This window comes from Streptomyces sp. NPDC056128 (assembly GCF_042263835.1).
Lineage (GTDB): Bacteria > Actinomycetota > Actinomycetes > Streptomycetales > Streptomycetaceae > Streptomyces.
Window position 1 is genome coordinate 57,428 of sequence record NZ_JBHJVQ010000022.1, and the last position, 21,046, is coordinate 78,473.

Genomic DNA, 21,046 nt, shown 5'->3' on the forward strand with positions numbered 1-21,046 from the left:
CGCCGGACCCCGCTCAACGACGCCGGTCAGTCGGGTCCACTCCCCCGCCCCCGACACACCGACGCGCCCTCCTCGGCCTCTCGGCCGCACGCACCGGCTCCGCTCACCGGCGCCGACCGGTCACGTCGACTCCCGCGTCCCCGCCCCGGCACCCTCGACACGCCGACGCCTCTTAGGCCTCCCGGCCGCACGCGCCGGAGCGTGCTCACCGGCGCCGAGGTCACGTCGTTTCGCGCGGCTCCGGCCCGGACGGGACGGGCTCCGCGTTCAGGCCGCGCCGGCGGTCGCGCGTGTGGTGGTCGCGATCGTCGCCGAGCCGACCACGCGTGTGCCGTCGTACAGGACGATCGCCTGGCCGGGGGCGACGCCGCGCACCGGCTCCGCGAAGGACACCTCCAGGGCGTCGTCGATCAGCTCGGCCCGCACCTCGGTCTCGCCGCCGTGGGCGCGCAGCTGGGCCGTGTAGGTGCCGGGGCCGACGGGGGCGGCGCCGCACCAGCGGGGCTTGATCGCGCGGAGGGCGTCGACATCCAGCGCGGCGGCCGGGCCGACCGTGACCGTGTTGTCCACGGGCGAGATGTCCAGGACGTAGCGCGGCTTGCCGTCGGGGGCCGGGGTGCCGATCCGGAGCCCCTTGCGCTGGCCGATGGTGTAGCCGTAGGCGCCCTCGTGGGTGCCGAGCCGGTTGCCGGCCTCGTCGACGATGTCGCCCTCGGCGCGGCCGAGGCGGTCGGCGAGGAAGCCCTGGGTGTCGCCGTCGGCGATGAAGCAGATGTCGTGCGAGTCGGGCTTCTTGGCCACCGCCAGCCCCCTGCGCTCGGCCTCCGCGCGGATCTCGTCCTTGGTGGTGAGGGTGTCGCCGAGCGGGAACATCGCGTGGGCGAGCTGCCGGTCGTCCAGCACGCCGAGGACGTAGCTCTGGTCCTTGGCCATGTCGGAGGCGCGGTGCAGTTCGCGGACGCCGTCCTCGCGCAGGATCACCTTGGCGTAGTGGCCGGTGCAGACGGCGTCGAAGCCGAGGGCCAGCGCCTTGTCGAGCAGCGCGGCGAACTTGATCTTCTCGTTGCAGCGCAGGCACGGGTTCGGGGTGCGGCCGGCCTCGTACTCGGCGACGAAGTCCTCGACCACGTCCTCGCGGAAGCGGTCGGCGAGGTCCCACACGTAGAACGGGATGCCGATGACGTCCGCGGCGCGGCGGGCGTCGCGCGAGTCCTCGATGGTGCAACAGCCCCGGGCGCCGGTGCGGAAGGACTGCGGGTTCGCGGAGAGCGCGAGGTGGACGCCGGTCACGTCGTGTCCCGCCTCGGCCGCTCGGGCGGCAGCGACGGCGGAGTCGACCCCGCCCGACATGGCGGCGAGGACGCGAAGGGGACGGGTGCGCTGCGGGGTGTCAGTCATAACCCTTCCAGAGTAAGGGGAGGGCGGGAACCGGAGCGCGCGAGTATGCGTTGAAGATCGCATGGGGGCGAAGCACGAACCAACGAGTGAGTCCACGGACGGGTCCGCGGGCGGGTCCGGCGACGCGGACCGGCGGATCGGCCGGCGCGCGCTGATCGTCGGTGGTGCCGCGGCGGCCGTGGGCACGGCCGTGCTGGCCCGCGACGAGCTGGCCCGGCTGTGGTGGCGGGTGCCGGGCGTCGAGCGGCCCCGCGAGGAGGGCGCGGTCGACTACTCCGGCGCGCGCTGGGTGGCGGCGGCGGACGCGAACTGGCGGCGGGCCGACCGGCCGGACGACTTCGGCGTCGACATGGTGATCGTGCATGTGACGCAGGGCAGTTTCGACAGCGCGGTGAAGGCGTTCCAGGACCCGGGGCACCAGGCTGCCACGCACTACATCGTGGGCCAGGACGGGGGCGTCACCCAGATGATCCGCGAGCTGGACGTGGCGTACCACGCGGGCAACCGCGACTACAACGAACGCAGTGTCGGCATCGAGCACGAGGGCTTCGTGGACCGCCCGCAGGACTTCACCGACGCGATGTACGCCGCCTCCGCGCGGCTGACGGCGGGGATCTGCGCGCGGTACGACATACCCCTGGACCGCGAGCACATCATCGGCCACGTGGAGGTGCCGGGCACCGACCACACCGACCCGGGGCCGCACTGGGACTGGGAGCGGTACATGAAGCTGGTGCGCCGGGCGGCCACGAGCACCCCGTCACCCAGTCCGTCCCGGTCAAGCGCGTAGGACGCCCCGGTCGCGGGCCTACGTCAGCCCGGCCGCCCGCGCCCGCTCCACCGCGGGGCCGATCGCCTTGCCGAGCGCCTCGACGTCGGCCTCCGTGGAGGTGTGGCCGAGGGAGAAGCGCAGGGTGCCGCGGGCCAGGTCGGGATCGGTGCCGGTGGCCAGCAGGACATGGCTGGGCTGGGCGACGCCCGCCGTGCAGGCGGAGCCGGTGGAGCACTCGATGCCCTGGGCGTCGAGCAGGAGGAGGAGGGAGTCGCCCTCGCAGCCCGGGAAGGTGAAGTGGGCGTTGGCCGGCAGGCGCCCCTCCGGTGCCGGGTCGCCGCCGAGGATCGCGTCCGGGACCGCCGTACGGACGGCGTCGACCAGGTCGTCGCGCAGGGCGCCGATCTCGCGGGCGAACCACTCGCGCTGCTCGGCGGCGAGGCGTCCGGCGACCGCGAAGGAGGCGACGGCGGGGACGTCGAGGGTGCCGGAGCGGACGTGGCGCTCCTGGCCGCCGCCGTGCAGGACGGGCACCGGGGTGTACTCGCGGCCCAGCAGCAGCGCGCCGATGCCGTAGGGGCCGCCGATCTTGTGGCCGGAAACGGTCATCGCGGCGAGCCCGGAGGCGGCGAAGTCGACCGGGAGCTGGCCGACGGCCTGGACCGCGTCGGCGTGCAGCGGTACGCCGAACTCGGCCGCCACGTCGGCGAGTTCACGGACCGGCAGGATGGTGCCGATCTCGTTGTTGGCCCACATGACGGTGGCGAGGGCGACGTCGTCGGGGTTGCGGGCGACGGCCTCGCGCAGCGTGTCGGGGTGCACGCGGCCGTGGGCGTCCACGGGCAGGTACTCGACCCGGGCGCCCTCGTGCTCGCCCAGCCAGTGCACGGCGTCGAGAACCGCGTGGTGCTCGACGGGGCTGGCCAGCACCCGGGTGCGGGCCGGGTCGGCGTCGCGCCGGGCCCAGTACAGGCCCTTGACGGCGAGGTTGTCGGCCTCGGTGCCGCCGGAGGTGAACACCACCTCGCTGGGGCGGGCGCCGAGCGCCTCGGCGAGGGTCTCGCGGGCCTCCTCGACGGTGCGCCGCGCACGGCGGCCGGACGCGTGGAGCGAGGAGGCGTTGCCGGTGACGCCCAGGTGCGCGGTGAGTGTCTCGACCGCCTCGGGAAGCATCGGGGTGGTCGCGGCGTGGTCGAGGTAAGCCATGGTGAGGCCGATTCTACGGGGCCCTTGTGCCCGGCCTCAGGGCAAGGTTGGCCGGTTCACAGACTCCACGACATCGTGTTGTCCGTGGCCATGAACGCCACCAGGACCAGCAGGTCGGCGACGCCCAGGCCGAGACCGAGGAGGGCCCGGCCGCGGCGGGCGGTGCCGCGCCACAGGGCGACGGAGGCCAGGGCGATGGCGATCGGGCCCAGGAAGACGTTGAGCACGAGCAGGCCGAGCAGGCCGAGGACGAAGGAGGCGACGGCCATGCCGTCGGTGTCCCGGATGCCGGTGGGGCGGGTGGAGCGGTTGGCCGGTGCGGTGAGCTGCATGAGGTTCTCCCTACTGGGCTACGGGTCCGTGCGTCAGTGGGCGGAGGTGCTCCGTCGGCGGCCGTACCGCTCGCGGATGGCGAAGACGCCGAGCCAGACGGCGATGACCAGGCCGACGGCGACCGAGAAGGTGAGCGGCGCGTGGGCGACGGTGCCCAGCACCACACCGAGGAGCAGCAGTGCGACAACGAGAAAGATCATGGTGCGCGGATCCCCCCAATCTCTGGTTACAGTTGTTCACTGACTACCCAGTCTAGCGTGGCGCACCGCTTTTCAATTCCAGAGAACAGTTGTTAACTGCATGGTATGAGTCACACTCCCGGCGTTCGGCAGGCCCAGAAGCGCAAGACCCGGCAGGCGCTCCTGGACGCGGCGCTCGGGCTGCTGGAGGAGCAGAGCCTGAGCAGCCTGGGTCTGCGCGAGGTCACCCGCGCCGTGGGCGTCGCTCCGACCGCCTTCTACCGGCACTTCCGCTCCACGGCGGACCTGGGGGTGGCACTGGTCGAGGAGGCGCTGGGCAGCCTGCATCCGATGATCCGGAGGACGGTGTCTCCGGCCGAGGGAAGTGACGAACGCATCGCTCGCGCGGTCGAGTTGATCGCCGGGCATGTGGCCGCGCACCCGGCGCACGTCCGGTTCATCGCCCGTGAGCGGCACGGCGGCGTGCAGCCGGTGCGCGAGGCCATACGGGAGCAACTGGCCCGGTTCGCCGAGGAGGTGCAGGCCGAGCTGGCCAAGGACGCGGAGTCGGCGGGCTGGAGCGAAGCGGACCTTCGGATGCTGGCCGGCCTCTACGTCGACCAGATGCTGATCACGGCCTCCCTGTTCCTGGAGGCTCTGGACGCCCCCGAGGAGGAGCGCAGGCGCGCCGCGGAGACGGCGGCGCGGCAACTGCGGCTGATCAGCGTCGGCCGCCGGCACTGGCTGGACTGACCGAACCGCGGTACACAGAGCGCCGGGCGGCCGACGTGGCGCGGGTCAGGCGAGCCGGACCCGGGCCAGCTGCCGGGACTGGGCGACCAGGCGGTCGGCGCTGTCCCAGACCTCGCCGTCCTCCTCCAGGAAGCCACCGGCGAGGTTGCGGGTGGTGATGGAGACCCGCAGCGGGCCCGGCGCCGGGCGGCACCGCACGTGCACGGTCAGCTCGACCGTCGGCACCCAGCCCTTCAGCCCCATCTCGAAGGCGGTCGGGGGCAGCGCGTCCACCGCGAGGAGCAGCGAGAGCGGGTCGGCGTCACGGCCGTCGGCCAGCCCGAACCAGGCGCGCATCTCGCCCCGGCCGGAGGGCTGCCCGAGCGCCCAGCCCAGCGTGGCGGGGTCGAGCTTCAGCTTCAGCCGGTCGGCGATGGCGGAGCTGCCGTCGACGGGGGCGGGGCCGTCCTCCGGGCCGAAGCAGTGCTCGACCGGCGGGATCGCGGGCGGCTTCGCGGAGGTGCGGACGTCGTCGGGCAGCGTGTCGAGGTCGCCGTAGGAGGCGAGGACGCGGATGCGCTCGACCTCGTTGCCCTCGTCGTCGTACTGGAAGAGGGATGCCTGCCCCGTGGAGAGGCCGCGTCCCGCGCGGACGGTCTCGGTGCGCACGACCGCGGGGCCCGGGTGGGAGGCGGTCAGGTAGTGCGCCGAGACCGTGAAGGGGTCCGGGTGCGGGAGGGCGTCGCCCAGGGCGCGACCCAGGACGGCCAGCAGGTAGCCGCCGTTGACGGCGTTGATGATCGTCCAGCCGGCGGAGAGGTCGATGTCGTAGACGCCGGGGGCGCGCCGGGTGACGTGGGTGTCCCGGTCGAACTCGCTGTCGCCGACGGTGGCCGCTACGGCCGGGGCGGAGGCTGCTTCTGGCATGGCTGCACGGTACAACAGGGAACTACTAAGCGGTAGCTTTTCTCTGCCTCATGCCTGCGGCTTGATGCCTGCAGCTTCATGCCTACGGCTTCACGCCCGCTCCTCCCGCGCCCGCAGGTACGCCTCCAGCTCCGCGGCCCCGGCCAGCAGCGCCCGGCCGCGGGCGGACAGGCGGTCGTGCCAGTCGCGCAGCGTGGCCTCCAGGGGCTCCAGCCCGCCGGCCGACCGCACCTGCTCGATCACCGGCGCGATCCGTGCCAACGGGTAGCCGCCCCGCCTGAGCTGGTGGGCCAGCTTGGCGTCCCGTACGTCGGCCTCGCCGTAGACCCGGTAGCCGGTCAGCGGGTCGCGGCTCGGGCGCACCAGCCCGGCACGCTCCCACTTGCGCAGGGTCGCGGGCCGGATGCCCAGCTCCCGGGCGAGCGGCCCGATGAACCTGCCCTCGGACGCGGACGCGGACACGGACACGGACGCGACGGTGGCGGTGGCGGTGGCGGTGACAGCGGGCCCCGGCCCGAGGTCCCGCAGCGCGCCCTCGACGGCCTCCAGGGTCCGCCGGTCGTCGAGCAACTGCGCGTGGCTCTCGTCGATCAGCCGGAACGCCTCGGCCGTCGCGCCCTCGTTCACCGCCCGCATGACCGAGGCCGCCGTCCGGTGGCCGTGGCCGGGCAGCAGGGCGAGGAAGGCGTCCAGCGCCCGCGCGTGCAGCGGGGTGTAGGTGCGGTAGCCGTGGGCCGTGCGGTCGGCGGCCGGAAGGATGCCGGCTTCCTCGTAGTTCCTGACCGCCTGGGTGGACAGACCGTGCCCGCGGGCCAGATCGACGGGCCTGAGCTTTCCCCTGCTTTGAAGGTTGTGCGCCACGCACCGGACGGTATCGCGGCCAAGTCTCAATCGAAAGTTACACGATACGGTTTAAGGCATGGCTACTGGCATCAAGGACATCACGCTCCCCGCGGACGCCGCCGCCGTCCTGGGCATGCTCCCGGCGCCGCCCCGCGTGCTCGCCCTGGGCGAGCCCACCCACGGCGAGGACACCCTCCTCGACGTGCGCAACGATCTCTTCCGACAGCTCGTCGAGCAGGAGGGCTACCGGACCCTCGCGATCGAGAGCGACTGCCTGGCCGGTCTGGTCGTGGACGACTACGTCACCTCGGGCACCGGCACGCTCGACGACGCGATGGAGCACGGCTTCAGCCACGGCTTCGGCGCCTCCGAGGCCAACCGTGAACTCGTGCGCTGGATGCGCGCGTACAACGACGGCCGGCCCCCGGCCGAGCAGGTGCGCTTCGCCGGTCTCGACGGCCCGCTGGAGATCACCGGCGCCGCGAGCCCCCGGCGGGCCGTCACCGCGCTCCACGACCACCTGTCGGCACGCGTCGACCCCGGCCTGCTCCCCTGCACCGCGCGGACGCTCGACCGCCTGCTCGGCGCCGACGGCCGGTGGACCGAGCCCGAAGCGATGACGGACCCGGCGCGTTCCGTGGGGCGGTCGGCCGAGGCCGGTGAGTTGCGGGCGCTCGCCGACGACCTGGTGGCACTCTTCGACGAGCAGACGCCGCACCTGCTCGCGACGGCCTCGCGGGACGACTGGGACCGGGCGCGGCTGTACGGGCGTACCGCGACCGGACTGCTGGACTACCACCGCTGGATGGCCGACGCCTCCCCGGCCCGGATGAACCGGCTGCTCGGCGTGCGGGACCGGATGATGGCCGGCAACCTCCTCGCGCTCGCGGAGCGCGGCCGGGTGCTGGTCCACGCCCACAACTCCCACCTCCAGCGCGAGCAGAGCACGATGCGCATGTGGCAGGGGCCGGTGGCGTGGTGGAGCGCCGGGGCGCTGGTGAGCGCCCGGCTCGGCGAGGAGTACGCGTTCGTGGCAACGGCCCTCGGCACGATCCGGCACCAGGGTGTGGACACTCCCCCGCCCGGCACCCTCGAAGGCCACCTGTACGGGCTCCCGGAGGACCGCTGCGTCGTGGACGCCGGACGGCTGGCCTCCGCTCTCGGCGACCCGCGGCCCGCGGCCCGGGTGTCCCCCTGGTTCGGCTACGCCCCGCTCGACCCCGCGCACCTGGACACGATCGACGGCGTCGTCTTCGTCAAGGACATGCCGGACAGGGAGATGCCGAAGAGGCCCTGACGGCTCACTCCCCCTCCATCACCGTCGACCGCCGGTTCCAGGCGCGGGGGGCCCGCCAGTGGAAGCGCAGGGCGAGCAGCCGCAGGACGAAGGCGGTGACGACCGCGAGTGCGCTGGTGAACGGGGTGAGGGCCTCGTAGCGGATGCACAGGGCGACCATCGTGGAGCCGACGATCGCGGGGACGGCGTACAGGTCGCGGTCCCAGCGCAGGAGTGAGGGCACCTCGTTGGCGAGCACGTCGCGCAGGACGCCGCCGCCGACCGCGGTGGCCAGGCCCAGGCAGGCGGAGGCGGTCAGGCCGAGCCCGTAGTCGTACGCCTTGGTGGTGCCGGCGACGCAGAACAGGCCGAGCCCGGCCGCGTCGAAGATGTTCACGCCGGTCTGGAGGCGCTCCACGTGGGGGTGGAGGAAGAAGACCAGCACCGTGGCGAGCAGCGGGGTGATGAAGTACCCGAGGTCCGTGAACGCGGCGGGCGGCACCGCCCCGATGACCAGGTCCCGGAACAGCCCGCCGCCCAGTGCGGTGACCTCGGCGAGGACGGCGATGCCGAACACGTCGAAGTTCTTGCGTACGGCCAGCAGCGCGCCGGAGATGGCGAAGACGAAGATGCCGATCAGGTCGAGCGTGTGCTGGACGGTGGGGCTGAAGAGTTCCTCGTACACCCGGCCATTCTCACCCGCCGACGAGCCCCCGCCTCACGCATGAGGACGGGGGCTCGTCGGCGGACGGGTCACTTCTCCTTGGCGGGAGGCTCCTCGTCGGTGGCCTCGGAGGTGGTGGCCTCGGAGGTGGTGGCCTCAGTGGCGGTCGCCTCAGTGGCGGTGGCCTCAGTGGCGGTGGCCTCAGTGGTGGTCGCCTTAGTAGCGGTGGCCTCGTCGGCCGCCGCGTCGTCGGCCTCGGCGATCGCCTCGACCTCCGCGGCCACGGCCGCCGAGGTCGCCGCCGACTCCGCCAGGGCGTCCTCCGACACCAGCTCCGCCGCCTCCTTGGCGGCCGTGAGCAGGACGACGTCCTGCGGGGCCTGGTCCTCGAAGTTCTCCGGGTGGTGGCAGGCCACCTGCTGGCCGGGTCGCAGCTCCTTGAGCGGCGGCTCGGTGGTGGTGCAGATCTGCGTCGCCTTCCAGCACCGGGTGTGGAAGCGGCAGCCGCTCGGCGGCGCGATCGGCGAGGGCACGTCGCCCTTGAGCAGGATGCGCTCGCTCTTGGCACCGCGGCGCGCCGGGTCCGGGATCGGCACCGCCGACATCAGGGCCTTGGTGTACGGGTGCATCGGCGACTTGTAGAGCAGGTCGCGGTCGGCCAGCTCCATGATCTTGCCGAGGTACATCACCGCGATCCGGTCCGAGACGTGCCGGACGACGGACAGGTCGTGCGCGATGATCACGTACGTCAGACCCAGCTCGGTCTGGAGGTCGTCGAGCAGGTTGACGACCTGTGCCTGGATCGACACGTCCAGCGCGGACACCGGCTCGTCGGCCACGACCAGCTTCGGGTTGAGCGCGAGCGCGCGGGCGATCCCGATGCGCTGGCGCTGGCCGCCGGAGAACTCGTGCGGGTAGCGGTTGTAGTGCTCGGGGTTGAGGCCGACCACCGACAGCAGCCGCTGGACCTCCTTCTTGACCCCGCCCTCGGGCTCGACGCCCTGGAGCTTGAAGGGGGCGCTGACGATCGTGCCGATGGTGTGGCGCGGGTTCAGCGAGGAGTACGGGTCCTGGAAGATCATCTGGACGTCGCGGCGCAGCGGGCGCATCCCGCCGACCCCGAGGTGGGTGATGTCCTTGCCCTCGAACTCGACCTTGCCCGCGGTCGGTTCGAGCAGCCGGGTGATCAGCCGGCCCATGGTCGACTTGCCGCAGCCCGACTCGCCCACGACGCCGAGGGTCTCACCGGAGCGGACCTCGAAGTCGATGCCGTCGACGGCGCGGACGGCGCCGACCTGGCGCTGCAGCAGGCCCTTCTTGATCGGGAAGTGCTTCTGCAGCCCGGTGACCTTCAGCAGGGTCTCGCCGGGGGCGGCGTCCTTGGTGAGGGTGGTGCCGCTGCTCTGTGCGGGGATGGTCACCGCTGTGTCCTCTGCCTTCGCTTTGTCACTCACAGCTTCGGCGCAATCTCTTCGGTCCAGATACGCTCCCGCTGCTCCTGCGACATGTGGCAGGCGGCCCAGTGCTTGCCCCCGACCTCGGTCAGCTCCGGGCGGACCGTGCGGGTGACGTCGTCCTTGGGCACGTCGGCGTACGGGCAGCGCGGGTTGAAGGCGCAGCCGGACGGGAGGTTGATGAGGGAGGGCGGGGAGCCCTTGACCGGGATGAGGCGTTCCTGCTGGTCGCGGTCGAGCCGCGGCATCGAGCCGAGCAGGCCCCAGGTGTAGGGGTGCCGGGGCTCGTAGAACACCTTCTCCGCCGGGCCCCGCTCGACGCACCGGCCGCCGTACATCACCAGGAGGTCGTCGGCCAGTTCGGCGACGACGCCCAGGTCGTGGGTGATGATGATGACCGCGGAGCCGAACTCCTTCTGCAGGTCCCGGATCAGGTCCAGGATCTGCGCCTGGACGGTCACGTCCAGGGCGGTGGTCGGCTCGTCCGCGATGAGCAGTTCGGGGTTGTTGACCAGCGACATCGCGATCATCGCGCGCTGGCGCATACCGCCGGAGAACTCGTGCGGGTAGCTGTCCACCCGCTTGTCCGGCTGCGGGATGCCGACCCGGTCGAGCATCTCCACGGCGCGGCGCTTGGCGGTCTTCTTGTCCACGTCGTGGTGGATGCGGTACGCCTCCACGATCTGCTGCCCGATCGTGTAGTACGGGTGCAGCGCGGACAGCGGGTCCTGGAAGATCATCGCCATCTCACGGCCGCGCAGCTTGCGCACGTGGTCCGGGTCGGCGGAGAGCAGCTCGGTGCCGTCCAGCCAGATCTCGCCGGATATCCGCGCCTTGCGCTTGCCGTACTGGCCGGCGGTGTGCAGGCCCATGATGCCGAGCGAGGTCACCGACTTGCCGGAGCCGGACTCGCCCACGATGCCGAGGGTCTTGCCCTTCTCCAGCTGGAAGCTGAGCCCGTCGACGGACTTGACCACTCCGTCGTCGGTGGGGAAGTGCACCTTCAGGTCGCGTACTTCCAGGAATGCCTTCGGAGCGGGCGAGGTGCCGGTGGGCTCGCCCACGGCTGCTCCGCTCTTGCTGAGTTCGGTCATGCGAGCCTCACTCGGGGGTCGATCACGGCGTACAGGACGTCCACCACGAGGTTGGCGATCAGCACCGCGAGAGAAGTGATCAGGACGACGCCCAGGATAAACGGCAGGTCCTGGTTCTGGATCGCGTCCAGCACCTTCTGGCCGAGGCCGGGGAGACTGAACGTGGTCTCGGTCAGGATCGCGCCGCCCATGAGGGCGCCGAGGTCCATGCCGAGCATGGTCAGCAGCGGGGTCAGGGTGGACCGCATCGCGTGCTTGCGGATGACGACCTGCTCCTTGAGGCCCTTGGCCCGCGCCGTGCGGATGTAGTCCTCACCGAGGATCTCCATCATGGTGGCCCGGGTGATCCGGGCGTACATCGCGGCGTACAGGAAGGCCAGGGTGACCCAGGGCAGGATCATGCCGCCGAACCAGCCGGAGAGGCTCTCGTCCAGCGGGACGAACTCCGCGTTGATCCAGCCCAGGCTGTGGGAGAAGATCGCGAGGCTGAGCAGACCGGTGAAGTAGATGGGGAGGGAGACACCCGCGAGCGCGACGACCATCGCACCGCGGTCCCACAGGGTGCCCCGCTTGAGCGCGGAGAGCACGCCCGCCGCGAGACCGAAGATCAGCCACAGCACGGCCGCACCGAGCGCGAGAGCCAGGGTCACCGGGAATCGCTCGGTCAGCACCGGCCACACGGCCTGTTCGCTGCGGAAGGAGTAGCCGAAGCACGGGGCGGAGCACTGGGTGACGTCCCCGCCGCCCGCGTAGGTCCGGCCCGCGAAGATGCCCTTGAAGAACTCCCAGGCCTGGACGAAGACCGGGTCGCCCAGACCCAGCTTCTGCCGCACCGCCTCGACGGAGGCCGGGTCGGCCTGCTTGCCCACGAAGCTCGTGGCGATGTCGACGCCCGCCCACTTGGGGACGAGGAAGAAGATGCCGAAGACCACCAGGATGATGACCACGAGCATCACTGCGGCGGCGAACAGCCGCCTGATGAGGTAAGCGAGCACAGCTTACGGCCCGCCGCGGATCGCGGGCCGCCGGAGGTCTTCCGGCGGCCCGCGGTCACGCCGCGCCGGCCTTCACCTGCCTTTCGTGCCGTACGGCGGGTGTACCGGTTACTTCGAGGACTTCAGGCCGAGGTTGACGAAGTCGTACATACCGCTGTAGCCGTCGGTGGTGTACACGTTCGCCAGTCGGCTGCCGCGCCAGTTGAGGAACTTCTCGAAGACGAAGGGCAGGTAGTAGCCGCCCTCCATCACCTTGTGGTTGATCTGCTTGGCGATGTCGGCCTTGCCGGCGTCGTCCAGCGTGGTGACGTACTTGTCGAACAGGCCGTCGATCTCCTTGTCCTTGATGAGCGCGTAGTTGTTGTTGCCGCTCTCGAGGATGTAGTCGCTGTTCCACAGCGGGAGACCGTAGCCCTGGACCGACGGGAAGTCGGGGCCCCAGCCCATGATGATGATGCCGTAGCCCTTCTTCTTCACGTTGGCGGGGCTACCGATGATGCCGGCGGTCTGCGAGCCGTCGTACTGGTCGATGCTGACGTTGATGCCGACCTTCTTCAGCGACGCCTGGAGGGACTCGGCGGTGGCCACCTCGACCGGCTTGTTGTTGCGGACCGCGATGGTGGTCTTGAAGCCGTTGGGCTTGCCGCAGGCCTTCAGCTCTTCCTTGGCCTTGGCGACGTTGCCCTTCTTGTTGGCACCGGCCATCTCGTACGGGTCGTACTTCTGACCCTCGGAGCCCGGCACGGACGGCGGCAGCATGTTGGTGCCGATGTCGCCACCGGCCTGCGGGCCGCCGCGCGCGGTCTGGAGCGACACGTGGTCGGCCCCGTAGAGCACGGCCTTGCGGCAGTGGATGTTGTCGAAGGGCTTCACGCTCTGCGGGAACACCGCGTAGCGGATGTACCCGGAGACCGGGTTGTCCACGTTGCCCTTGTGCTTCTTCAGGGCGATGCTGCGGCCCTGCGGCGACAGCCCGGTCTGGGCCAGGTCCAGGTCGTAGTCACCGGCGATCAGACGGGCGTCCAGCTCGTTGGCGTTGCTGAAGAACTTGATCGTGATCTTGTCCGGGTACGCCTTGCGGACCGGGTCCGACTCCTGCTTCCACTCGGTGTTGCGGACCAGGGTGAGGTCCTTGCCCGGGTTGTAGGACTCGAACTTGTACGGGCCCGAGGAGAACGGCTTCAGACCGTACTTGGACTTGGTGTCCTTGTCCTGGCGGACCGGGGACGCCGAGGTCAGCGCGAGCATCTCCTCGAAGTCCGAGTTGGCCTGCGGCAGCTTGAAGACGATGGTCTTGTCGTCCGGCGTCTCGATCGCCTTCAGACCCAGCTTGTCCGCGGACTTGTCCTTGTACGGACCCTCGTACTTGCCCTCCGGGTCGAGCACCTCCTTGAGGTACGTCGGACCGCCGGACAGCACGTCCTGCGCCCAGACGCGCTCGATGCCGTACTTGATGTCCTTGGAGGTGATCGGCTTGCCGTCCTCCCAGGTGACTCCGTCACGCAGGGTGTACGTGTAGGTCTTGCCGTCGTCCGAGACCTTGGCCACGTCGGTGGCGAGGTCGGGGGTGACGCCCGCGCCCTTCTCACCCGGGGCGGGGGTGTTCGTGACGAGCTGGCGGGAGTAGTAGCGGGAGAAGTTCCACATGAAGCCGTAGTAGCCGCGGGTGGTGTCCCACGAGTCGGCGTCCTGCGTGGAGGCGAACTTCAGCTCGCCGCCCTTCTTGGCGAGGTCGGCCTGGGCGACCTTGTTGTTCGCGGCGTCGAAGCCGGCCGCGCCGTTCTTCGACCCCCCGCCGTCGCTGTCACCGCCGCCGCACGCCGCCGTGGTCAGCAGCGCGGCGACCACTGCGGCAGCGGCCAAAGCCTGCTTGCGCCGCCCTGAGGTGCGTTGGGTAGTCACGATCTCGGATCCTCCGGATTAGATGAGAGACCCCGTGCAGGTGCCACGGGTTCGCTTGCCGGTACGGCAGGTCAGCGGGAGCCCTTCGGGTCCAGCGCATCGCGTACGCCGTCACCGAAGAGGTTGAAGGCAAGAACGGTGATGAAGATCGCCACACCGGGGATCACCATGTACATGGGATCCGACTGGTAGTAGTCGATCGCGCTCGAGAGCATCTGCCCCCAGGACGACGTGGGCGGCTTGACGCCCACGCCCAGGAAGCTGAGTGCCGCCTCGGTGAGGATGTTGGTGGGGATCATCATCGTCGTGTACACGATGATCGGGGCCACCAGGTTGGGCAGCAGTTCCTTGAACAGGATGTAGAGGCGTCCGGCCCCCAGGGACCGGGCCGCCTCCACGTACTCCCGTTCACGCATGGAGAGCGTCTGGCCACGCACCACGCGCCCGATGTAGGGCCAGCCGAAGAAGCCGATGACGAGGATCATCACGAAGAGCCGCACGCCCGTGCCGCTGAGTCCCAGCATCTCGTTCGGCATGACCGAGACCAGCGCGATGATGAAGAGCAGCTGCGGGAAGGCCAGCAGACCGTCCATGACCCGGCTGATCAGCGCGTCGACCCAGCCGCCGAAGAAGCCGGCGAGCACACCCAGGACGGTTCCGAGGATCACGGCGACGATCGCGGACAGGAAGCCGACGAGCAGGGAGATCCGGGAGCCGTGGACGATGCGGGCGAAGACGTCGCGACCGTTGACCGGTTCGACGCCCAGCCAGTGCTCGCCGCTGATCCCGCCCAGGGACCCCGTGGGCGTGCCGAACAGCGGGTCAATCTTGTCCTCGTTGAAGACGTTGGGATCCTGCCCGTAGAGGGCGGTGATCGCCGGCGCGAGCACCGCGATCACGATGAGGACGAGCACCACGACGCCGCCCGTCAGGGCGAGCCTGTCCCGTTTCAGGCGCTCCCAGGCGATCCTGCCCAGGGAACGCCCCTGTACCGCCTTGGCATCGGCGCCGGCAACCGCCGCTTCCTCGGCAGCACTCGGGGCCGCTTCCGCGGTCGGCTCGTGCAATGGTGCCGTCATCTGGCAGGGACCCCTCTCAACCGGCGGTAGCCGGCCCGCACTTGCCGCTGTAGCGGCGTGATCCGTCCGTCGTACAAAGGGGCGAGCATCCACCCCTTGCTGCGGGAGTCTTCAACGCTTTGGCGATCTGTAGCCAGACTTGACGGTGAATGGATGCGCAACCGTGATGCTGTTCGAGGTGTTCCGTTATCCGGACAGTGGGTAACGGGGGCCGGACACGGATGAGTTGGGGCAGAGGGGACAAGGCGGCGCTTTGCGCCCTCATCTACGCGCGAAGATCTCCACCGGCCACCCCGGGGCCGGACCCACGACGGTCAGTACCGGCCCCCGGCCGGAGGGTATCCGTACCCGCCCACCGGCGCCTGGGCGGGGGCGGGGGCATGGGCCTCGCGGTCGTAGAACGGACGGGCGCGGGCGCGCAGCCACATGGCGACCGGGTCGTGGACGTCGGTCATCGCCACCGTCGACACCGGGAGCCCGTCCGGCACCGCGCCGACGGACTGCTGCATCATCGCGCGCACCGCGTCGACGGCCGGCGGGGAGGTGTCGTAGACCTCGAGACCGATGGCGAGGTACGGCGCCCCCAGCGCCGGCTGCACCCAGGCGCGGCGCAGCGCGCGGACCGCCGGGGTGCGGTGGGCGTTCTGCGTGAGCAGGGCGTAGAACTGGGGGATCTCGATGGCCGGTTCGGACAGGCGCAGGGGTCCGGCGGGCTGGCGGTCCAGGCCGGAGGCGATACGGCGCAGGTCCGGCCAGGGGACGCCGACGCCGCCGCCGGGGGCGTGCGGGTTGAGCCAGAGGCCGAAGTGGTCCGGGTAGAGGGCGCGGGCCGCCTCCAGGCCGTCGACCACCTCGTACGACCTGTTCCAGCCGCTGGCCGACAGCTCCTGGGCGGAGGTGACGCACGGCGCGTAGCCGTAGCCCTCGACCTCCATGTTTCCGTACTGGGCGTCCGGGGAGCCGGCCTGGCCCTGCCACAGCAGCATCCAGACCTGGCCGGAGGTGGGGGTGGCGAGCGCGCGCAGCAGGGCCTCGTAGGCGTCGTAGCGCCCGGGCGTCACCTGGCGCAGCATGTGCTCGACCTGCCCGGTCGTGGTGCCGCTGGCGCTCACGTTTGTGGCCCTTTCTGGAAGTTCCCGGTCGTGGAAACAGCTTAAGGCTCCGCCGGGTGGGGGGCGCCTATGAGCTCGGGGGGGTGCTGTCGTCTTGCGGGTGCGGGTGCGTCGTGGCTTGTCGCGCAGTTCCCCGCGCCCCTTGGCGGCGTTGCCCTGAGCGGCGTTTACAAGGCCCGGTCGTAGACGTTTACAAGTCCCGGTCGTAGAAGGGGCGGACCCTGTCTCTCATCCAGTCGCAGACCGGGTCCTGGGCTGCTTCCAGGAGGACCAGGTTGACCTGCCAGTTCGGGGGGGACTTGGTGAGGGCTCGGCTCAGGGCCTCCAGGGGGAGGGCTCGGGCGTCGCCCTCCCAGTGGGTGAGTTCGACGCCGACGAACAGGGTCGGGTCGGCGGTCTCGACGGCGGCCAGGCAGCGGCGGGCGGTGCGCACCACGCCGGTGGCGGCGAACTCGGCGGAGGCCGCGGCGAGGAAGTCCACCGGGTCGTCCTGCCAGTCCGGCTCGAAGAGGCGGACCCGGCCGCCGGACGCGGGCCCGTCCAGCGGGGTGCGGCCGGCCCGGCACAGCTCGGCCACGGCGGGCGGCGGCAGCGGGATGCCGACCACGCCCTCCGGGTTCACGGCGATGCCGACCTGCGGGGGCAGACCGCGGGCGAACTCCGCGGCGGGGGCGACGGTGTACGCCATCTGCGCCCCGGCGACCTGGCGGAGCTGCTCCTCGGAGCTGAACACCGGCACGTAGGCCTGTCCGTCGACCTCCAGGGAGGGCAGGTCGAGGGGGCCGCTGTGCGGGCCGCCGCCGTTCGGCAGGGGGATCCAGAGGAAGCTGCGGCCGAGCACCTCCACGATCCGGCCGCCGGCGCCCGGTATGCCGAGGGAGGCGGAGAGCACCTCCTCCAGCTCGTTGCCGGGCCAACCGCCGTGCGGGTGGGGGTGTGCCTGTGCCGGGAACCCGGGGAAGTCCATCTGCCTACCGCCTGCCTGGTACCGCTGTCCTGGCTGAAAAGGCTAACCCGTTCGGCCCAGCTCCCCGCGGTCCGTCAGCCGGTGAAGGCGATGCGGCGGAGCGTGTCCGCGGCCGCCCGGTCCAGGACGATCGCCGAGGTGCAGCCGGCGGGCAGGGCGCCCCCGGTCACGGCGCGCAGCAGGCGGGAGTTGGCCGCGCGGTGCCGCAGGAACGCGTACCGCGAGACGCCGCGGCCGCGCTCGCGCTGGCCGGCCAGGGCCTGGTCGACGCCGACGTCGAGCAGCAGCAGGTGCAGGGTGCCGTCGCGGCGGCGGGCCTCCCGGGCCAGCCAGCCGCGCACCCAGGACTGTGTGCCGCAGTCGTGCACGACGACGCCCTCGCCGGAGCGCAGCGCCTTGCGGAGCCCCGCGTAGTGGGCGAGGCGGACCAGGGGGCGGTAGAGCGCGTACGGCAGGAAGCCCGGCATGCGGCGCTCCCAGCGGTCGCGGGTGTCCTGGGAGTCGATGCGCGGGCCGCGCACGGTGCGGGCCATCAGGGTGGACTTGCCGCTGCCGGGCAGGCCGGTGATCACCACCAGGTCGCGGGGTCCGAAGAGCAGGGCGTGCGGGCTGTGGCCGTCCCGGTCGCGCAGGTCGCGGACGACGGGCGCGGGCCGTTCGGCGCACGACTGCGGGGCCGGGGCGGAGGGCTGCTCGGGCAGCGCGAGACCCGAGGTCGTGGCGTAGGCCGTGGTCCTGTTCACCGTGATCGTCTCCCCTGGGGCGGTTCACGAGTTCCCATCCCCGTCGAGTGTAAAGAGAAGGTAATGCGCGGGTCTCGCGTTTTCGTTCGCTTACTGCCACAAGCCGGTTACAGATCACGGTCTGCCACGAATCGGCCGGTCGTGCAATGATGGCGGCGCCAACTGCATACCGGCCGTTTGAATCCGCGCGGGAGAGTCCCCGGCCACGCCGGGGCGCCGAAGGAGCAAGTCCCTCCCTTGAATCTCTCAGGCCCCCGTTACCGCGCGGGCGAGGCACATCTGAAAAGCGGGCCGCCGTTCGACGGCTGCCCCACCCAAGGTGCAAGCCCTGATCGCCGTACTCCGGTGGTCGTGGCGAACCTCTCAGGTTCCGATGACAGATGGGGAGGACCGACCTCGCCCGTGCCGTCCTGTCCTGGGAGACGACCGACCGATGAGCAGTTCGAATACCCGCCGTACCGCGCTCGACGCCACCCATCGCGCGCTGGGCGCGACGATGACCGACTTCGCCGGCTGGGACATGCCGCTGCGCTACGCCTCCGAGCGTGACGAGCACGTCGCGGTGCGCACCCGGGCCGGTCTCTTCGACCTCTCGCACATGGGTGAGATCACCGTCACCGGGCCGCAGGCCGCCGCGCTGCTGGACTTCGCGCTGGTCGGCAACATCGGCGGCGTGAAGCCGGGCCGCGCCCGCTACACCATGATCTGCCGCGAGGACGGCGGCATCCTGGACGACCTGATCGTCTACCGCCTCGGCGAGACCGAGGCCGGTTCTTCTGACTACATGGTCGTCGCCAACGCCTCCAACGCGCAGACCGTGCTCGACGCGCTGACCGAGCGGGCGGCCGGCTTCGACGCCGAGGTGCGCGACGACCGCGACGCCTACGCGCTGCTCGCCGTGCAGGGCCCCGAGTCCCCGGGCATCCTCAAGAGCCTCACCGACGCCGACCTGGACGGTCTGAAGTACTACGCCGGGCTGCCCGGCACGGTCGCCGGTGTCCCGGCGCTGATCGCGCGCACCGGCTACACCGGCGAGGACGGCTTCGAGCTGTTCGTGAAGCCGGAGCACGCCGTCGAGCTGTGGCAGGCGCTGACCGGGGCGGGCGCGGGCGTCGGTCTCGTCCCCTGCGGCCTGTCCTGCCGGGACACGCTCCGCCTGGAGGCGGGCATGCCGCTGTACGGGCACGAGCTGACCACCTCCCTGACGCCCTTCGACGCCGGGCTCGGCCGGGTGGTGAAGTTCGAGAAGGAGGGCGACTTCGTCGGGCGCGCCGCGCTGACCGGGGCCGCCGCCGAGGCCGAGCAGAACCCGCCCCGCGTGCTGGTCGGCCTGGTCGCCGAGGGCCGCCGGGTCCCGCGCGCCGGGTACCAGGTCGTCGCCGGCGGCGAGGTGGTCGGCGAGGTCACCTCCGGCGCCCCCTCCCCCACGCTGGGCAAGCCGATCGCCATGGCGTACGTCGACGCGGCGCACGCGGCACCGGGGACCGAGGGTGTGGGCGTGGACATCCGGGGCAGCCACGAGCCGTACGAGGTCGTGGCACTGCCCTTCTACAAGCGCCAGAAGTAGACACTGAGGGCGGAGGGCCACCGGCCCCCGCGCGTGTCCTTGCTGCTCAACGGCAGTGTCAGCAGTCCCCCCATTCATCAGCAGTCACCCCCGTACAGGAGAATTCAGGCCATGAGCAACCCCCAGCAGCTGCGCTACAGCAAGGAGCACGAGTGGCTGTCGGCCGCCGAGGACGGCGCCTCGACGGTCGGCATCACGGAGCACGCGGCCAACGCGCTCGGTGACGTCGTCTTCGTGCAGCTTCCCGAGGTCGGCGACTCGGTGTCCGCGGGCGAGACCTGCGGCGAACTGGAGTCGACCAAGTCCGTCTCCGACCTGTACTCCCCCGTCTCCGGTGAGGTCACCGAGATCAACGAGGACGTCGTCAACGACCCGTCGCTGGTGAACAGCGCCCCCTTCGAGGGCGGCTGGCTGTTCAAGGTCCGGGTCACGGACGAGCCGGGCGACCTGCTCTCCGCCGACGAGTACACCGAATTCGCGGGCGCCTGAGGAGTCACGGACGCATGTCGCTTCTGAACACACCCCTGCACGAGCTCGACCCCGACGTCGCCGCCGCCGTCGACGCCGAGCTGGACCGCCAGCAGTCCACCCTGGAGATGATCGCCTCCGAGAACTTCGCGCCCGTCGCGGTCATGGAGGCCCAGGGCTCGGTCCTGACCAACAAGTACGCCGAGGGCTACCCCGGCCGCCGCTACTACGGCGGCTGCGAGCACGTCGACGTGGTCGAGCAGATCGCCATCGACCGGGTCAAGGCGCTCTTCGGCGCCGAGCACGCCAACGTGCAGCCGCACTCCGGCGCCCAGGCCAACGCGGCCGCGATGTTCGCGCTGCTCAAGCCCGGCGACACGATCATGGGTCTGAACCTGGCCCACGGCGGGCACCTGACCCACGGCATGAAGATCAACTTCTCCGGCAAGCTCTACAACGTGGTCCCGTACCACGTCGGTGACGACGGCCAGGTCGACATGGCCGAGGTGGAGCGCCTCGCCAAGGAGACCAGGCCGAAGCTGATCGTCGCCGGCTGGTCGGCGTACCCGCGTCAGCTGGACTTCGCCGCGTTCCGCAAGGTCGCGGACGAGGTCGGCGCGTACCTCATGGTCGACATGGCGCACTTCGCCGGTCTGGTCGCGGCGGGCCTGCACCCGAACCCGGTGCCGCACGCGCACGTCGTGACGACCACCACGCACAAGACGCTCGGCGGCCCGCGCGGCGGTGTGATCCTCTCCACGGCCGACCTGGCCAAGAAGATCAACTCCGCCGTCTTCCCCGGTCAGCAGGGTGGCCCGCTGGAGCACGTGGTCGCCGCCAAGGCCGTCGCCTTCAAGGTCGCCGCGAGCGAGGACTTCAAGGAGCGCCAGGGCCGTACGCTGGAGGGTGCCCGCATCCTCGCCGAGCGCCTGGTGCGGGACGACGCCAAGGCGGCGGGCGTCTCCGTCCTGACCGGCGGCACGGACGTCCACCTCGTCCTGGTGGACCTGCGCGACTCCGAGCTGGACGGACAGCAGGCCGAGGACCGTCTCCACGAGGTCGGCATCACGGTCAACCGCAACGCCGTCCCGAACGACCCGCGTCCGCCGATGGTGACCTCCGGGCTGCGCATCGGTACGCCGGCCCTGGCGACCCGCGGCTTCACGGCCGAGGACTTCGCCGAGGTCGCGGACGTGATCGCCGAAGCGCTGAAGCCGTCCTACGACACGGAGGCGCTGGCGGCCCGGGTGAAGGCCCTGGCCGACAAGCACCCGCTGTACCCGGGTCTGAACAAGTAGACACCACGTGATCGGGGCGCCGCGCCCGCCACAAGCG

Annotated in this window: 21 protein-coding genes and 1 riboswitch; of the genes, 6 read left to right on the top strand and 15 right to left on the bottom strand. The window is 71.2% G+C overall.

Annotated features, from left to right (window positions below):
* Window positions 1–267 precede the first annotated feature (267 nt).
* Complete coding sequence (gene mnmA, locus ACFC1X_RS29605) at window positions 268–1,398, bottom strand: tRNA 2-thiouridine(34) synthase MnmA (RefSeq protein WP_376359176.1); 1,131 nt, start codon at window positions 1,396–1,398, stop codon at window positions 268–270.
* Window positions 1,399–1,459: 61 nt separating this feature from the next.
* Here mnmA and ACFC1X_RS29610 point away from each other — a divergent pair, with 61 nt between their 5' ends.
* Window positions 1,460–2,188: an N-acetylmuramoyl-L-alanine amidase gene (locus ACFC1X_RS29610; protein ID WP_376359179.1), complete on the top strand. Its 729-nt coding sequence runs from the start codon at window positions 1,460–1,462 to the stop codon at window positions 2,186–2,188.
* Between the two features lie 18 nt (window positions 2,189–2,206).
* Here the strand turns inward: ACFC1X_RS29610 and ACFC1X_RS29615 are convergent, their stop codons facing one another.
* From ACFC1X_RS29615 to ACFC1X_RS29625, 3 genes are read right to left on the bottom strand one after another with little or no spacing between them, the layout of a single operon-like run.
* Window positions 2,207–3,376 carry a cysteine desulfurase family protein gene (locus tag ACFC1X_RS29615; RefSeq protein WP_122617604.1) on the bottom strand — a complete coding sequence of 390 codons (1,170 nt, stop codon included), beginning with the start codon at window positions 3,374–3,376 and terminating at the stop codon, window positions 2,207–2,209.
* A 56-nt stretch (window positions 3,377–3,432) separates the two neighbouring features.
* Window positions 3,433–3,708, bottom strand: coding sequence for a DUF4190 domain-containing protein (locus tag ACFC1X_RS29620; RefSeq protein WP_122617603.1), 276 nt, complete (start codon window positions 3,706–3,708; stop codon window positions 3,433–3,435).
* Between the two features lie 33 nt (window positions 3,709–3,741).
* On the bottom strand, window positions 3,742–3,909 hold the full coding sequence (locus ACFC1X_RS29625; RefSeq protein ID WP_376359182.1) for a hypothetical protein: 168 nt from the start codon (window positions 3,907–3,909) through the stop codon (window positions 3,742–3,744).
* A gap of 105 nt (window positions 3,910–4,014) precedes the next feature.
* Between ACFC1X_RS29625 and ACFC1X_RS29630 the strand changes: the two genes are divergently transcribed.
* The gene (locus ACFC1X_RS29630) at window positions 4,015–4,641 is read left to right on the top strand and encodes a TetR family transcriptional regulator (protein WP_376359185.1); all 627 of its coding nucleotides are present in this window, start codon (window positions 4,015–4,017) and stop codon (window positions 4,639–4,641) included.
* A gap of 45 nt (window positions 4,642–4,686) precedes the next feature.
* On the opposite strand, the gene ACFC1X_RS29635 is transcribed toward ACFC1X_RS29630, so the two are convergent.
* Window positions 4,687–5,547, bottom strand: coding sequence for a thioesterase family protein (locus ACFC1X_RS29635; RefSeq protein ID WP_352154998.1), 861 nt, complete (start codon window positions 5,545–5,547; stop codon window positions 4,687–4,689).
* A gap of 90 nt (window positions 5,548–5,637) precedes the next feature.
* The gene (locus ACFC1X_RS29640) at window positions 5,638–6,408 is read right to left on the bottom strand and encodes a TioE family transcriptional regulator (RefSeq protein ID WP_376359189.1); all 771 of its coding nucleotides are present in this window, start codon (window positions 6,406–6,408) and stop codon (window positions 5,638–5,640) included.
* 58 nt (window positions 6,409–6,466) lie between these two features.
* Between ACFC1X_RS29640 and ACFC1X_RS29645 the strand changes: the two genes are divergently transcribed.
* Window positions 6,467–7,687, top strand: coding sequence for an erythromycin esterase family protein (locus ACFC1X_RS29645; protein WP_376359192.1), 1,221 nt, complete (start codon window positions 6,467–6,469; stop codon window positions 7,685–7,687).
* 4 nt (window positions 7,688–7,691) lie between these two features.
* On the opposite strand, the gene ACFC1X_RS29650 is transcribed toward ACFC1X_RS29645, so the two are convergent.
* The 9 genes from ACFC1X_RS29650 to ACFC1X_RS29690 all read right to left on the bottom strand — a co-directional run bounded on the left by ACFC1X_RS29650 (window position 7,692) and on the right by ACFC1X_RS29690 (window position 17,676).
* Window positions 7,692–8,351 (bottom strand): trimeric intracellular cation channel family protein, encoded by a 660-nt coding sequence (locus ACFC1X_RS29650; RefSeq protein ID WP_376359195.1) that lies wholly within the window; start codon window positions 8,349–8,351, stop codon window positions 7,692–7,694.
* A gap of 68 nt (window positions 8,352–8,419) precedes the next feature.
* On the bottom strand, window positions 8,420–9,751 hold the full coding sequence (locus ACFC1X_RS29655; protein WP_376359199.1) for an ABC transporter ATP-binding protein: 1,332 nt from the start codon (window positions 9,749–9,751) through the stop codon (window positions 8,420–8,422).
* Window positions 9,752–9,780: 29 nt separating this feature from the next.
* Complete coding sequence (locus ACFC1X_RS29660; RefSeq protein ID WP_376359202.1) at window positions 9,781–10,878, bottom strand: ABC transporter ATP-binding protein; 1,098 nt, start codon at window positions 10,876–10,878, stop codon at window positions 9,781–9,783.
* The gene (locus ACFC1X_RS29665; protein WP_376359205.1) at window positions 10,875–11,873 is read right to left on the bottom strand and encodes an ABC transporter permease; all 999 of its coding nucleotides are present in this window, start codon (window positions 11,871–11,873) and stop codon (window positions 10,875–10,877) included. Before ACFC1X_RS29665 ends, ACFC1X_RS29660 begins: the two co-directional genes overlap by 4 nt.
* A 108-nt stretch (window positions 11,874–11,981) precedes the next feature.
* Window positions 11,982–13,775, bottom strand: a complete 1,794-nt coding sequence (locus ACFC1X_RS29670; RefSeq protein WP_376359208.1) for an ABC transporter substrate-binding protein — start codon at window positions 13,773–13,775, stop codon at window positions 11,982–11,984.
* A 71-nt stretch (window positions 13,776–13,846) separates the two neighbouring features.
* On the bottom strand, window positions 13,847–14,854 hold the full coding sequence (locus ACFC1X_RS29675; RefSeq protein ID WP_376359211.1) for an ABC transporter permease: 1,008 nt from the start codon (window positions 14,852–14,854) through the stop codon (window positions 13,847–13,849).
* A 314-nt stretch (window positions 14,855–15,168) separates the two neighbouring features.
* The gene (locus ACFC1X_RS29680; protein ID WP_376359214.1) at window positions 15,169–15,966 is read right to left on the bottom strand and encodes an enhanced serine sensitivity protein SseB C-terminal domain-containing protein; all 798 of its coding nucleotides are present in this window, start codon (window positions 15,964–15,966) and stop codon (window positions 15,169–15,171) included.
* A gap of 190 nt (window positions 15,967–16,156) precedes the next feature.
* Window positions 16,157–16,933, bottom strand: coding sequence for an enhanced serine sensitivity protein SseB (locus ACFC1X_RS29685; RefSeq protein WP_376359217.1), 777 nt, complete (start codon window positions 16,931–16,933; stop codon window positions 16,157–16,159).
* Between the two features lie 74 nt (window positions 16,934–17,007).
* The gene (locus ACFC1X_RS29690; protein WP_376359220.1) at window positions 17,008–17,676 is read right to left on the bottom strand and encodes an AAA family ATPase; all 669 of its coding nucleotides are present in this window, start codon (window positions 17,674–17,676) and stop codon (window positions 17,008–17,010) included.
* Window positions 17,677–17,854: 178 nt separating this feature from the next.
* Window positions 17,855–17,949: riboswitch (glycine riboswitch) on the top strand.
* Between the two features lie 160 nt (window positions 17,950–18,109).
* Between ACFC1X_RS29690 and gcvT the strand changes: the two genes are divergently transcribed.
* From gcvT to glyA, 3 genes are all read left to right on the top strand, one after another.
* Window positions 18,110–19,243, top strand: coding sequence for a glycine cleavage system aminomethyltransferase GcvT (gene gcvT / locus ACFC1X_RS29695; protein WP_376359221.1), 1,134 nt, complete (start codon window positions 18,110–18,112; stop codon window positions 19,241–19,243).
* Between the two features lie 111 nt (window positions 19,244–19,354).
* Entirely contained in the window at window positions 19,355–19,732 is a 378-nt protein-coding gene (gene gcvH, locus ACFC1X_RS29700) for a glycine cleavage system protein GcvH (protein ID WP_376359223.1), read from the top strand.
* A 14-nt stretch (window positions 19,733–19,746) separates the two neighbouring features.
* Window positions 19,747–21,009 carry a serine hydroxymethyltransferase gene (gene glyA, locus ACFC1X_RS29705; protein WP_376359226.1) on the top strand — a complete coding sequence of 421 codons (1,263 nt, stop codon included), beginning with the start codon at window positions 19,747–19,749 and terminating at the stop codon, window positions 21,007–21,009.
* The last annotated feature ends 37 nt before the right edge of the window (window positions 21,010–21,046 follow it).

What these genes read in the sequence shown, in the direction of transcription:
- mnmA (WP_376359176.1), bottom strand. Translation starts at nt 1,398, where the DNA reads ATGACTGACACCCCGCAGCGCACCCGTCCCCTTCGCGTCCTCGCCGCC.
- ACFC1X_RS29610 (WP_376359179.1), top strand. Translation starts at nt 1,460, where the DNA reads ATGGGGGCGAAGCACGAACCAACGAGTGAGTCCACGGACGGGTCCGCG.
- ACFC1X_RS29615 (WP_122617604.1), bottom strand. Translation starts at nt 3,376, where the DNA reads ATGGCTTACCTCGACCACGCCGCGACCACCCCGATGCTTCCCGAGGCG.
- ACFC1X_RS29620 (WP_122617603.1), bottom strand. Translation starts at nt 3,708, where the DNA reads ATGCAGCTCACCGCACCGGCCAACCGCTCCACCCGCCCCACCGGCATC.
- ACFC1X_RS29625 (WP_376359182.1), bottom strand. Translation starts at nt 3,909, where the DNA reads ATGATCTTTCTCGTTGTCGCACTGCTGCTCCTCGGTGTGGTGCTGGGC.
- ACFC1X_RS29630 (WP_376359185.1), top strand. Translation starts at nt 4,015, where the DNA reads ATGAGTCACACTCCCGGCGTTCGGCAGGCCCAGAAGCGCAAGACCCGG.
- ACFC1X_RS29635 (WP_352154998.1), bottom strand. Translation starts at nt 5,547, where the DNA reads ATGCCAGAAGCAGCCTCCGCCCCGGCCGTAGCGGCCACCGTCGGCGAC.
- ACFC1X_RS29645 (WP_376359192.1), top strand. Translation starts at nt 6,467, where the DNA reads ATGGCTACTGGCATCAAGGACATCACGCTCCCCGCGGACGCCGCCGCC.
- ACFC1X_RS29660 (WP_376359202.1), bottom strand. Translation starts at nt 10,878, where the DNA reads ATGACCGAACTCAGCAAGAGCGGAGCAGCCGTGGGCGAGCCCACCGGC.
- ACFC1X_RS29675 (WP_376359211.1), bottom strand. Translation starts at nt 14,854, where the DNA reads ATGACGGCACCATTGCACGAGCCGACCGCGGAAGCGGCCCCGAGTGCT.
- ACFC1X_RS29685 (WP_376359217.1), bottom strand. Translation starts at nt 16,933, where the DNA reads ATGGACTTCCCCGGGTTCCCGGCACAGGCACACCCCCACCCGCACGGC.
- gcvT (WP_376359221.1), top strand. Translation starts at nt 18,110, where the DNA reads ATGAGCAGTTCGAATACCCGCCGTACCGCGCTCGACGCCACCCATCGC.
- gcvH (WP_376359223.1), top strand. Translation starts at nt 19,355, where the DNA reads ATGAGCAACCCCCAGCAGCTGCGCTACAGCAAGGAGCACGAGTGGCTG.
- glyA (WP_376359226.1), top strand. Translation starts at nt 19,747, where the DNA reads ATGTCGCTTCTGAACACACCCCTGCACGAGCTCGACCCCGACGTCGCC.